8 protein-coding genes are annotated in these 13,119 nt (G+C 63.9%); 6 read left to right on the plus strand and 2 right to left on the minus strand.

The features are described from left to right. Positions 1–249: 249 nt before the first annotated feature. Positions 250–2,760: an outer membrane protein assembly factor BamA gene (gene bamA, locus MTX21_RS14875; RefSeq protein WP_280965551.1), complete on the minus strand. Its 2,511-nt coding sequence runs from the start codon at positions 2,758–2,760 to the stop codon at positions 250–252. Positions 2,761–3,095: 335 nt separating this feature from the next. Here bamA and MTX21_RS14880 point away from each other — a divergent pair, with 335 nt between their 5' ends. The 6 genes from MTX21_RS14880 (at position 3,096) to MTX21_RS14905 (ending at position 10,508) form a co-directional block, all read left to right on the plus strand. Beyond that, positions 3,096–3,452, plus strand: a complete 357-nt coding sequence (locus tag MTX21_RS14880; protein ID WP_280971056.1) for a hypothetical protein — start codon at positions 3,096–3,098, stop codon at positions 3,450–3,452. A 304-nt stretch (positions 3,453–3,756) separates the two neighbouring features. Continuing rightward, a complete protein-coding gene (locus tag MTX21_RS14885; protein ID WP_280965552.1) occupies positions 3,757–5,205 on the plus strand; it encodes an efflux transporter outer membrane subunit in 1,449 nt (482 codons plus the stop codon). After that, positions 5,202–6,428 (plus strand): efflux RND transporter periplasmic adaptor subunit, encoded by a 1,227-nt coding sequence (locus tag MTX21_RS14890; protein WP_280965553.1) that lies wholly within the window; start codon positions 5,202–5,204, stop codon positions 6,426–6,428. The genes MTX21_RS14885 and MTX21_RS14890 overlap by 4 nt, the downstream gene beginning before the upstream one ends. A gap of 1 nt (position 6,429) precedes the next feature. After that, entirely contained in the window at positions 6,430–8,391 is a 1,962-nt protein-coding gene (locus tag MTX21_RS14895; RefSeq protein WP_280965554.1) for a MacB family efflux pump subunit, read from the plus strand. A gap of 90 nt (positions 8,392–8,481) precedes the next feature. Further along, positions 8,482–9,195 carry a response regulator gene (locus tag MTX21_RS14900; RefSeq protein ID WP_280971057.1) on the plus strand — a complete coding sequence of 238 codons (714 nt, stop codon included), beginning with the start codon at positions 8,482–8,484 and terminating at the stop codon, positions 9,193–9,195. Further along, entirely contained in the window at positions 9,192–10,508 is a 1,317-nt protein-coding gene (locus MTX21_RS14905) for an ATP-binding protein (RefSeq protein WP_280965555.1), read from the plus strand. Before MTX21_RS14900 ends, MTX21_RS14905 begins: the two co-directional genes overlap by 4 nt. Before the next feature lie 52 nt (positions 10,509–10,560). Here MTX21_RS14905 and MTX21_RS14910 read toward each other — a convergent pair whose 3' ends face one another. Beyond that, positions 10,561–12,888 carry a hypothetical protein gene (locus MTX21_RS14910; protein ID WP_280965556.1) on the minus strand — a complete coding sequence of 776 codons (2,328 nt, stop codon included), beginning with the start codon at positions 12,886–12,888 and terminating at the stop codon, positions 10,561–10,563. Positions 12,889–13,119 lie beyond the last annotated feature (231 nt).

The following is a 13,119-nucleotide window of genomic DNA, read 5'->3' on the forward strand; positions in this document are numbered from 1 at the left end:
TCGCTCCGGACAAGCGTGACGGCAGGCTCTGGTGCGCCTCTCGGATGAGGGAAGAGAATTCCGTAACGATTTCAGAGCGCCTTCGCCTCACCCGCCAGTTCGGACAACACGCGATCAAGCCCGCAAGGACACATCACGACTTTTCACAAACGCACGGCAAAATGCGTCCCGGCGGAGAACGAACATGCGGAATGCAAGGGTCATCATCGTCACGGGCGGTAGCGCCGGCATTCGGCGAGCGGCGTCCCGCTAGAACGACGTGCCGCCGCCGAACCTGAACTCCTGGACGGTGTCGTATTTGCCCTTCGTGATCGGCACGGCGTAGTCGAAGCGCAGCGGTCCGAATGGCGATGCCCAGATCAGGCCGACGCCGACCGACGAACGCACCACGTTGCCGTCGTCATATTGAAGTCCGCAGGTGGGGCAAGCCGCCGTGTTGACCTCGCCCGTGGCCGACCAGGATGTCGGTCCCTTGTAATCCCAAAGCGATCCGGCGTCGGCGTAGACCGCGCCCTTCAGGCCGACTTCCTTTGGCAGAAACCAGAACGGCATCTGCAACTCCACCGACGCACCCCAATACTTGGTGCCGCCGAGCGCATCGCCGGTCGCGCCGAAGCTGGCATAGGTGATGTCGCGTGGGCCGATGCCGTTGGAGGCGAAGCCGCGCACGAGGTTCGGGCCCATCTGGAAATGGTCCAGCATGCGCAGATCCTGGTCGCCGATCTTGTTGAGGATGCCGCCCTGAAGATGGATCACGCCGACGATCTCGGACACCAGCGACTGGTAGTATTTCGCATCAACGGCGGACTTCAGGTAGGTGACGTCGCCACCGACCCCGGCGAAATCCTGCCGGAAGTCGATCAGCAATCCATCCGTCGGGTTCTTGGTATTGTCGAGCGTGTTGTAGCTCAGCGTATAGCCGAGCGCCGAAGTCCAGGTCGCTCCATTCGCCAGCTCCTTTCGGACGGGCAGGCTCGATTCGCCGTCACCATAGCAGCCGTATCCATAGACACTCGAATCCGTCGAATTGGTCGGATCCACGCCGCCCAGGATACTCTTGATGTAAGCCGGCGTCGGATTGTAGGCCAGTGAGGTATTGGACGCATTGTTGTTGCAATTGTTATACGCGCTGGCGAGCGTGATGCTCTGCTGATAGAGCGAGTAGCGGAGCTGGAGCGAGAGATCCTCCCGCAGCGCGAGGCCGATGCGCGGGGAGAAACCCAGCGTCGTCACGCCGTAGCTCGTGTAGCTGTTCGCCAATTGCTGGCGCCATGAGACGTCCATTCCGAGCGCCATCCGGTAATCGAGCAGGTAAGGCTCGACGAATGACAACGATATGCCGCGCGAATACTGGCCGTAGCTGACGGACGCCTTGCCGTAGAGCCCGCGCCCGAGCAGGTTGCGCTCGGAGATCGAGACTTCAGCCAGCGCGCCGTCGGTCGTGGAGTAGCCGCCGGATATCGAGAAGTCGCCGGTCGACTTCTCCTCGAGATCGACAATCAGGACCACGCGGTCGCTGGAGGAGCCGGGCTCCGTGTTGATCTTGACGCTCTTGAAGTAGTCGAGGTTCTTCAGCCTGCGCTCGGCGCGGTCGACCAGCGCGCGGTTGTAGGCATCACCCTCGGATATGTCGAATTCGCGCCGGATCACGTAGTCGCGCGTTCGCGTATTGCCGCGGATGTTGATGCGCTCGATGTAAGTGCGCGGCCCCTCGTCGATATTGAATACGACGGACACGGTGTGCGCCTCGAAATTGCGGTCGCCGCCGGGACGCACCACCGCGAAGGCATAGCCGCGCCGGGAGGCCTCGATCTGCATCTCCTCGATCGATTTCTCGACCGATTCGACGTTGTAGAGCGAGCCGACACTGACGCGCGAATAGGACCGCATCGAAGCCGCGTCGAAGCTTGGAATGCTGGAGCGGAAATCGACCGATCCGACGCGGTACTGCTGGCCTTCCTCGATCTTGAAGGTGACGAGAAAGCCCTTCTTGTCCGGATCGTACTCCGTAAGTGCGGCGACCACCTGCGCATCGGCGAAGCCGTGCTTGAGGTAGAAGCGGCGAATCAGGTCGCGGTCAGCCTCCACGCGGTCAGGATCATAGATGTCGTTGTTACCGAGGAAGCTGAGCAAATTGCTCTCATGCGTCTTGATCACGTCGCGCAGACGCGAGGCCGAGAAGGCACTGTTGCCGATGAACTCGATCGACTTTACTGACGTCTTGGCGCCCTCCTCGACCGTGAAGATGAGATCGACTCGGTTGTTCGGTTGCTCGATGATCTCGGGCGTGACGCGCACGTCGTAGCGGCCGGAGCGGCGATAGATCTCGGCGATCCGCAGCGTATCCGACTGCACCATGGCGCGGGAGAACGTACCACGCGGCTTGGACTGGACCTCGGCGGAGAGCTGTTCGTCCTTGATCTTCTTGTTGCCCTCGAAGGCGACGCGGCCGATCACCGCGTTTTCGATCACCGAGACCACGACGCGACCGCCGACCCGGTCGATCTTCACATCCTGAAACAGACCGGTCTCGATCAACGCCTTGAGCGCATCGTCAATGGCGGGCTGATCGAGGCGGCCACCGGGACCCGGCTTGAAATAGGAGCGGACCGTGTCGGCCTCCACCCGGCGGTTGCCCTCGACAACGATAGTATCGGCGGTCTGCGCGACCGCCTGCGGCGGAGCTAGCAGGCAAAGTGAAACAGCAATCGATACGCCGTACACCGCGGCTACGATCAACCAGGCTCGCCAGACAGACATTCCGCACCTCAAGTCCACATGACTTGCTCTGAAACGGGAAAGCTGTGGCCGCGGTGTGGCTCCAAAGTTGCCGCATTGTTTCCGGTGGTTGAATTTGATCCGGCGTTCGATCGCACCCGATGCGCGTAACGGAGCATTCGCCGTGACCGCGTATTCTTCTTGCGCCCGGAATAATCCGGCATCATGCCGGTCGCCGCATACGCGCGCCGCGACAGCGCTCAGCAACATCGCGCAAAAAGTGAATTCTTTACCCGCAGTGAAGCCGATGCGAGAGGCATCGGCATCTGATGACCTGCATGGGACGCCCGCCGATGAATCCGTTTGCCACAACCAGAATGGTTCTAATTGCAATCCTCGCTTCGACACTGACTTGCAGGGCGGATACGGCCACCAAGCGCGATCGAGAACAGACGTCAAAAAGCGGCGTGTATGAGTATGGTTCGCCCGGTCCCAATCGTTCCTACCAATCGGGGCCCCACACGCGCATCTATGTCAGCAAGCGTTCATGGCTCGATGGGGGGACCGAGGTGCTCCCAGGCGAGCGCAAGTTCAGCGGCTATGCCTTTCCGCCGGGCATCTCGTTCGCCCGCGAGAACAACAACCGGCCGCTCGATCGCCAACCGCTAAGCCCCGCCTCGGATCTCGGCAGATTTTGCGCAGCGAATCCCGCTCTCCTGGTAGCTCGGCCATGATCACCGCAAAGCCTTCGGCGACCGAGACGTCGCGCAACATCTGTTTACATTCAGCAACATTCTGCCTGCCGAAACGCCACGATCAACGGGCTATTGACGGCGACCTGGCTCGCAGCGCGGCCGGCTCCCCTGTGAGCACAGCCAGCGCTTTGCTCCTCCTGGAGGGCCAGGCCAACGGATTTCAGTCGAATTGATGTCGCCAAAATTATTCGCTGCCGTGCCTCTGGCAGTCGCAAAGGAGAGCCATCATCGGACGTCCTGCTCGTTCTGCCTCATCCTGTCGCGTGTCGGATCATTCTGCCTTATGCTGACGGTCGGTAGTTCATTGACCGGTTGTGCGGTGGGTCCGGACTATGCCGGCCCGCGCACGCCGAACCTGCCTTCGCAGTGGAGCGGCAAGGCCGCCTCGCGGCACGACACCGGACGGCTGGATCGCTGGTGGCTGCGCCTGCGCGATCCCCTGCTCAGCCGGCTCATCGAACAAGCCGTCGACGCGAACCCGAGCGTCGCGAAGGCGAAAGCGGTCGTGCGCGAAGCGCGCGCCACGCTGCAACAAACCGCGGCCGGCTTGTTCCCCTCCCTCAGCGGCACGGCCTCGATGACAAACGACAAGACGAGCGCGGGCTCCGCTTCGGTCCTCGTCGACAGCGCCCCCTACGCGCTGCACCAGGCGAGCTTCGATTCGAGCTGGGAGCTCGACCTGTTCGGCGGCACGCAGCGCGGCATCGAGGCGGCGTTGCGCGCCGAGCAATCGGCCGAAGCGGACCTGCGCGACAGCCTCGTCACGCTCATCGGCGACGTCGCCGCTTACTATGTCGAAGCGCGAGGCTATCAGGCGCGGATCGCGCTGGCGATGCGGACCGCAGCCTCGCAGCGCGACACCGAGTGGCTCACCCGTTCGAAGTACGAAGCCGGCAGCGCCACCGCCGTGGATCTGGCCAAGGCAGCCGCTCAGGCCGCCAGCACGGAGGCGAACGTTCCCGCCTATCAGGCCGCGCTCGCGGCCGACGTCCACCGGCTCGGAATCTTGCTCGGACGTCCACCCGACGGCGTCGCGTCGCTGCTCGCGCAGTCCGCGCCGGTGCCTGCGCCGCGCATGCCGTTGCCGGCGGGCATCCCCGCCGATCTCCTCACCAACCGTCCCGATGTGGCGAGCGCCGAACGCAAGCTTGCACAGGCCACGGCCAAGATCGGCCAGGCCGAAGCGGACCGATATCCCGCCGTCTCCTTGACCGGCTCGGTGGGAACCTCCGCCTTGCGCACCGGCGATCTCGCCAAATACTCCAGCGTTAGCTGGTCGGTCGGGCCTTCGGTCACGGTGCCGGTCTTCGACGCCGGCAAGCGCCATGCGGCCGTCAGGGTTGCCGAGGCACAACGGGATCAGGCGTTCGCCACGTTCCACGCGACGCTGCTGACTGCACTCGAGGACGTCGAGAACGCGCTGATCTCGCTCTCGCGCGAACGCATTCGCTCTGCCAAGCTCACCGAGGCGGCGACGAACTACCGCGAGGCGGCGCGGCTGTCGCGGTCGCTGTTCGAGAGCGGCAGCGCGAGCTTCATCGACGTGCTGGACGCCGAGCGCTCGCTCTATTCGGCCGAGGATTCGCTCATTCAAAGCAAGGTCTCGGCGGCCAAGGACTACATCGCGCTCGCGAAGGCGCTCGGCGGCGGCTGGGTCGATCCGATCGACGTGTCCACGCCGATCATCGTCGATGTGAACACCGGACCTCACGTGCGAGAGGCACTCAAGTGACGCGCCTGATCACGGCAAAGCGCGTGAAGATCACCGCTTCCCTCTTTACCGCCGCGGTAACCGGGGTCGTTGCGGCCGCGCATTTTCCGGGCACATCCGGCAAGACCCAATCCTACATCACGGCGCCTGTCACGGTCAGCGATCTGCGCGAGGAGGTGCTTGCGAGCGGCACACTTAAGCCGGCACGGCTAACGGCCGTGGGCGCGCAGGTCTCGGGGCGGATCACCGCGCTCAACGTCAAGGTGGGTGACACCGTCAAGGCCGGTGATGTCATCGCCCAGATCGATCCCGTCACCAAGCAGAACGACCTGCGCAATTCCGAAGCGTCGCTGAAGAACTATCGCGCGCAGAAGCTCGAGAAGGAGGCAACGCTCGCGCTTGCCGAGGCGAACCTGGCGCGCCAGCAGTCGACGTTTGCGCAGCGGGCGACCTCGCGAGGCGATTTTGACAGCGCGGAGGCGACCGTACGCCAGACCCGTGCCCAGATCGCCGCACTGGAGGCTCTGATCATGGGAGCCGAGGCGAGCGTGGAGACAGCCAGGGTGAACCTAGAATACACCCGCATCACCGCTCCGATCGACGGCACGGTTCTCGCTACCGTGGTGCAGGAAGGCCAGACGGTGAATGCCGTTCAGTCCGCCCCGACCATCGTCGTGCTCGGACAGCTCGACACCATGACGGTCAGGGCGGAGATCTCCGAGGCCGACATCGTCAAGGTCAGGACGGGACAACCGCTCTACTTCACCATTCTCGGCGATCAGGACCATCGCTATGAGGCACACCTGGAGCAGATCGAGCCAGCGCCCGAATCCATCAAGAACGACGCGAGCTTCTCCTCGACCACGACTTCGACCTCGAGCACGACCTCGTCAAGCTCCAGCAGCACGGCAATCTACTATATCGGCGTGTTCAAGGTGCCGAACCCCGATCTTTCGCTGCGGACCTACATGACGGCCGAGGTACACATCGTCACCGGTGAGGCCAGTCGCGTAAGAACCATTCCCGCGCTGGCCGTAACGCGACGATCCGACGGCCGCCGCACGGTTCGCGTCGCGAGCGCGTCCGGAGAGATTCACGAGCGCGAGGTCAAGATCGGTCTCAGCGACCGCACCACCGTCGAGATCAAATCCGGCCTCGATGAAGGCGAACGGGTCGTCACCGGAGAAGCAAACGAAACGCAGACGGCATCGCGGGGAATGCCCGGTCCGCCGGCAGGACCCTAGCATGACCGATCCGATCATTGCACTCGACACCGTCCGCCGGGAGTTTTCGGCCGGCGACACCACGGTAGTCGCACTCGACGATCTCTCCTTCAGCATCCAACCGGGCGAGATGGTCGCGATCATCGGCTCGTCCGGTTCAGGCAAATCGACACTTCTCAACATCCTCGGCTGCCTGGACCGTCCGACGTCCGGCGCCTATCGCGTCGCCGGCAAGAACGTCTCCGAGTTCGACCCGGACGCGCTGGCGGCGCTGCGCCGCGAGCATTTCGGCTTCATTTTTCAGCGCTACCATCTCTTGGGCGACCTGACGGCCGCCGAGAACGTCGAGATTCCCGCGATCTATGCCGGGATGAAGGCCCGCGAGCGTCGCTCGCGCGCGGATAGGCTGCTCTCCCGGTTAGGGGTGAACGAACGGCGCGGGCACCGCCCCAACCAGCTCTCCGGCGGCCAGCAGCAGCGCGTCTCGATCGCGCGAGCGCTGATCAACGGCGCCGAGGTCATCCTGGCCGACGAGCCGACCGGCGCGCTCGATCGGCGCAGCGGCGACGAGGTCCTGAGGATATTGGCCGAGCTGCACCACGAGGGCCGGACGATCATCATCGTCACCCACGATTCCGACGTCGCTGCGCGGGCCGAGCGCATCATCGAGCTGCGCGACGGCAAGATCGTCTCCGACCGCCGCACTGGACCGACGGACACACCGGATTCGCCCCGGCGGGACGCCCGGGCCTCGTGGGACAGCGGCCTCAGCTGGTCGAGCGCATTGCGGCGCTTGAGCGAGGCGGCGCAGATGGCGCTGGTATCGATGGCCGCGCACCGCCTCCGTGCATTCCTGACCATGCTCGGCATCATTATCGGCATCGCCGCAGTGTCGTCCGTCGTCGCGCTCGGCAACGCGTCCCAGCGCAAGGTCCTGTCCGACATCTCAAGCCTCGGCACCAACACGATCGAGGTCTTTCCCGGCAAGGATTTTGGCGATGCGCGCGCCGGCAAGATCAAGACGCTGGTCCTCGACGACGCCCGTGCCCTCGACCGGCAAAGCTTCATCGCCGGCGTGACGCCGACGGTCTCGACCAGCACCACGGTCCGATACCGCGGCAACGAATCCAACGTGCTGGTCAACGGCGTCGGCGAGAGCTACTTCCAGGTTAAGGGCGCCAAGCTCGCGAAAGGCCGCCTGTTCGATGCTGACGCGGTCCGCAACATCGAACGGCAGGTTGTCATCGACGACAATACCCGCAAGACGTTCTTCGCCGATGACCAGACCTCAGGGCTCGGCCGCGTCATCTGGCTCGGCAAGGTGCCCTGCCGCATCGTCGGCGTCATCGCCCAGCAGCAAGGCGGCTTCGGCTCGAACCAGAACCTGGCGGTCTATCTCCCCTACACCACCGTGCAGGCCCAGTTCACCGGCGACCGCTCGCTCCGCAGCATCCTGCTTCGGATCAGCGACGAGATCTCAACCACGCTGGCGCAGGATGCCGTCACGACGCTCCTGACGCAGCGGCACAACACCAAGGATTTCGTCATTCTCAACACCGACGACATCCGCCGCACGATCACCAGCGCGACGCAGACCCTCGCCTTCCTCGTCGCGGCGATCGCGGTCATCTCCCTGATCGTCGGCGGGATCGGCGTGATGAACATCATGCTGGTATCCGTGTCCGAGCGGATCAACGAGATCGGCGTCCGCATGGCGGTCGGCGCCCGGCGCAGCGATATCCTCCAGCAGTTCCTGGTTGAAGCGACGCTGATCTCCTCCATCGCCGGCATTGCGGGCATCCTCGTCGCGATCCTGCTCGGCGTCGCGATCAATCTCGCAATGCCGGGTTTTCAAGTCAGCTATTCGCCGTTCTCGATCGGAGCGGCCTTCCTGACCTCCACCGGGATCGGCGTTGCCTTCGGCTATTTCCCCGCCCGGCGTGCCGCGTTCCTCGATCCCGTGGTGGCATTGACCCGTGACTGACCCTAGGATTGCACCATGACCATAGTTTCCCGGGCGCGACATTCGCCCGCAATTCGAGCACCGATCGACGATCCGGATTTGATCCACTTCATGGCCAGCGGCACGCAAAGCATCTTGATCGTCGAGGACGATCAGCAGACCAAGGACCTCATCGCACGCTACCTGCGCGAGCACGCATTTGCGGTTGGCGCAGTCACGAACGGCCGCGAGATGGACCGCTATCTCTCGCAGAACCGGGTCGATCTGATCGTGCTCGATCTGATGCTGCCGGGAGAGGACGGCTTAAGCCTCTGCCGCCGCCTGCGCGTTGAGTCGACGACGCCGATCATCATCCTCACCGCGAAGGGCGAGGATCTCGATCGCATCCTCGGTCTCGAGATGGGCGCCGACGACTATCTGCCGAAGCCGTTCAACCCACGCGAGCTGCTTGCCAGGATCAATGCGGTGTTGCGCCGACAGTCGGGCGGGTCGGCGGCGGGGCCGACCGCGACGCGGCTCAAGTTCCGGAATTGGACGATCGATCTCCGGCTGCGCGAATTGCGCGATCCCGAGGGCGCACAGGTGCCCGTGACCAGCGCCGAATTCGATCTCCTTCAGGCCTTCTGCGAACGGCCCGGCCGGATCCTCACCCGCGACAACCTCTTGAGCATGACGCGCAGCCGGCCCGGCGGCGCCTTCGGCCGCAGCATCGACGTGCTGGTGAGCCGGTTGCGCCGCAAGCTCGACAGGAGCGAAGGCACCTCCATGATCAGGACCGTGCGGACCGGCGGCTACATCTTCACGCCGGAGGTGGAGCAGCCGTGAGCCGCGCAGCCGACATCGCGGCGCTCTTCAGCCTCAGGCGGATCAGCGGCCAGATCGCGGCCTTGATCCTGGTCTCGCTCGTCCTGATCCATGTCCTGATCGCCGGATATTTCCTGCTCAACCGGCCGAAGCTGCTGACGAACAGGCCGATGGAGCAGTTCGAGCTGGCCGCGCGGATCATTTCCAGCACGCCGCGATCCGAGCGCGGCATCGTTCTGCAAAACATCGACCGCACCTTCCCCGCGCTGAAGCTGCAATTGAGAGAGGGCGGCCCCGGTTCTGTCGCGCCACCGCCCGGCCGAAGCCTCACGACAATCCCCTCACCGCTCGACGGTCAGGTCGATATCGTTAGAGGCGCGTCGTCGGAGGACGATCGGGTATGGTTCTATCTGCCGAACAACGAGGTGCTTGAGGCCACCGTCGGATCACCGAACCTGCCGCCGTTCGTCAGCGGCCTCTGGACGAGCACGCTGCTGTTCCTGGTCGCAAGCGTCACGCTTCTTGGCGTATGGGCCGGCCGCGCGCTCAGCTCGCCCCTATCCGCCTTCGCACGCGCGGCGGAAGATTTCAGCTTGAGCCGGTCCTCCGCCCCCCTGCCCGAAACCGGTCCCGAGGAGATCCGCTCGACCGCCAAGGCGCTCAACCGGATGCGCGAGCGGATTACCGCGCTGATGAACGACAGAACGCGGATGCTGGCGGCCATCAGCCACGACCTTCGGACCCCGATCACCCGCCTGCGGTTGCGCTCGGAATACATTGACGATTCGACGCAGCGCGCGCAGACGCTGCGCGACCTCGATCAGATGCAGTCGATGCTCGAGTCCGTCCTGTCGCTGCTGCGCAGCGAGAGCGCCGTCAAGCCGACACTGGTGGACCTCGCCGCGCTGTTGCAGATGGTCTGCGAGCAGTTTTCCGATTGCGGGCATGCGGTTGCCTATCAGGGGCCCGATCGGGCCGCGGTCACCGTACGGCCGGATGAGATCATCCGCGCGGTCGGGAATCTCGTCGAGAATGCAACGCGGTTCGGGACCGAGGTAATCGTCGCGCTCTCGCTCGCCGGCGACCACATCGTCATCGAGGTCTGCGACGACGGCCCTGGAATCCCGGACGAGAAAAAGGCGGCGATGCTGGAGCCCTTCGTGCGGGGTGAAGAAGCCCGCACCATGGACGAGACCGCGGGGTTCGGGCTGGGCCTAGCGATCGCGCAGGCCATCGCGGCTGCCCATGGTGGATCGCTCCTGCTGCGCGACAACGAGCCTAAGGGTCTTTGCGCCCGCTTGCTGCTTTCGAGCGCCACCCAACGCACGTGCTGACTTGCGCGGAGGACATTGGACGAGCCGGCCTCGCCACGGGGACGAACGCCGTCTACGCCGGATTTGACTTGCAGCTTGATGATTGCATTTCCTGCCAGATGGCCTTCAAACGCGGAAGGTTCTGGTTGCTCTCCTTCCCGCCTCCGGAATTGGAATTCGGATCGCCTTCGGTCTGGCGATGGATCCGACGCTGGACGAGCGGCGATTCCCACCAGCTCATGGACAGGGGTTTGTCGCCATCGGGCGAGATGCGGAGCTGGATCACGAGCTTGTCGCACTCCGGAATGGCAGCGTGCAACCAGGTGCGCAATGCATCGACAGCCTGCACGCCATGCGCCGTCCGGGCGTTGAAGACCGTGGTGATCGGAGCGGTGACCTCGCTGAGCACTTCACCCGCGGTTGCCGTCGGGCGTGACGGAACCTGCGGATCATTGGCAACGTCGTCAGCGGGACCGAGCTGATCGGCAGGATCATTCGAGATCACGATCACGAGCGGCTTGAGTTGCGGAGCGATCGCATGCAGGGCCAAGGCCAATTCCCTGGCGGTCAGCGTGCCGTAATTCTCGAAATAGCCTCCGTCCACGATGCGATCGACGAGCCGATACTCCTGATTGCGGACCGAACCCGGCGGCGAGATCAGCGGGAAGCGCGCCGAGTTGAGCGCAGCCGTGCTCAGACGAATATCGTTGTTCTGCGGCGTGCTGTACAGAAATTGCCCGGACATGCCCAATCGATCACGCTGGTGCCGGGAAGCGTTCTGCGTCCGCAGCAATTGATGAAAACTGTCAGCCTCCACGAACAACGGACAGGGGCTCGCTGCGACGGCCGTCGGGCATTGGCCCTGCGGCACATAGCTCATCGCCAGCGGCGTGGTCAGGATCCGGCGGCCGATCGCCTCGGAGGTGCCATTGAGGACCAGCAGCGGGATCCAGTGTCCCGGCTGCGGCCGTAACGAAAGAAATGGACAGTCCAGGCCCCGGCAGTCCGATTCTGTCGCTTGCTTTGCCATGGGCACGACATCGCGGAAGCGATTGCGCCAACTGTCTTCCAGCACCGCGGCGCGGTCGCGGAAGGCGAAGGGCAGCGCATCGTTGAAGGCAAAGCCGAGAAAACCGGCCGTGAGGAAGTCCCCGCTGGTCAAGGCCTCGAAACAGTCACGCCAATTGTTGACCTTGAATCCCCACCACTGATCGACCGCCGCGTTCACGCAAGGCGGCTTGTCGGCGACCGGTGATGACGCGCCCAGCGCTGCGGTGACCATCACCGCTCCCATTGCGCCGCCTGATACGGCTGAAATCGCGAACAAACGGTTGCGGACATCGCGGGAGCTCAGCGTCTTGATTCCATACGACTCCCCTTGGTCGGTATCGATGAAGTAGCCCACCATGCTTGCCATCATGAAACCGGCCCGGCTTGCTCCACCGGCCGCCGCGACGATGATCGGACGTGGACAATTCCGGACGGGCGTATTGTTGGAGGCCTTCGGATTGCAACCGTTCTCTGTCATCCAAAGGTTGATCGCCTCCTCGATCTTCATGGGTGCGGCGTCCTTGGACGCCACTCGGCGCACCGTGTGGTTATCGCCGAATATGACGGCGACGATCGCAACCAGCATGGCCAGTCCCGTGATCAACGGCGCGCGACGTTGCCGTCCAAGGCCGGACAGATAGGTCAGAAACGGCAACCATCCGCCGAGGATGAACGGAATCGCCATCGACCGCGGAAACCAGGCGGCCACGCGATCGGCGCCCAGCAGAAATATCAACGCAAAGATGACGAACACAGCGGCGAGGATGAGCCTGCCGAAGTCGCGGCTCTCTTCGTCTGCCGCCCCGCTTTTGCGTCCCGGAGAGACCGCCTGCCAGAACCATCCGAGCTTGGCATTGAGGCGCCCGAGCAGGCCTCTCGGCCTGAAATGGCGGGGCCGCAGGTAGATCCAGGCCAGATATGCACCGGCACCGAGCGCGACCAGAACTGCCAATGCGAGCAGCGCATGCTCGACACGCTGCACGACGTCCTGCTCGTCCAGCGTCGGAATGTTCATGTAGGAGCGCAGGATCGAGACCTCGACGGCCACGAATGTCAGCAATCCCAGCAGACGGGGCAGATAGACTGCCGCGCCCTCAAGGCACGGGGTTGCATTCACGGGCAGCCTGGAATCGCTGTTGACCAGCATGCGGGCGGCATAATGGGTCGGCAGGGCCCAGAGCAGCGTCAGCACAAACACGAACAGAACCATCCGCAGCCACGTGTCGGCCAGATCCGTAAACTCCGTGAACAGGTCCTGCGCCTGCGGCGCGACACCGAGCAGAAGCCATCCGAGCACGGTCGTTGTCGCCGGCACGCGGAGGACCCACAGGACGAGCGCAGCGCTGAGCACGCATTGCCACCATCGCGGTATCGGCGGCGGACCGCACGGCTTCACCGTTTTTTCTCGACCTGCTTCAGTCGAAAAACGCTCGCTCATCGTCACGACGCGTCTCCCCTCGCGCATTGACCGGTTCATAAGCCCCGAAATTCGCCGGCGCGTGTGAGGCAATTCACTTTCGACGAAGAAATCGATCGAGTCTCCCGCAGGAAAGGGACGAGCGTTCACTCTTTCAGCACGATG

This window comes from Bradyrhizobium sp. ISRA430, from assembly GCF_029909975.1.
In the GTDB taxonomy this organism is placed as follows: domain Bacteria; phylum Pseudomonadota; class Alphaproteobacteria; order Rhizobiales; family Xanthobacteraceae; genus Bradyrhizobium.

Coding starts and splice junctions, on each gene's coding strand:
- bamA (WP_280965551.1), bottom strand. CDS start 2,760: ATGTCTGTCTGGCGAGCCTGGTTGATCGTAGCCGCGGTGTACGGCGTA.
- MTX21_RS14880 (WP_280971056.1), top strand. CDS start 3,096: ATGGTTCTAATTGCAATCCTCGCTTCGACACTGACTTGCAGGGCGGAT.
- MTX21_RS14885 (WP_280965552.1), top strand. CDS start 3,757: ATGCTGACGGTCGGTAGTTCATTGACCGGTTGTGCGGTGGGTCCGGAC.
- MTX21_RS14895 (WP_280965554.1), top strand. CDS start 6,430: ATGACCGATCCGATCATTGCACTCGACACCGTCCGCCGGGAGTTTTCG.
- MTX21_RS14900 (WP_280971057.1), top strand. CDS start 8,482: ATGGCCAGCGGCACGCAAAGCATCTTGATCGTCGAGGACGATCAGCAG.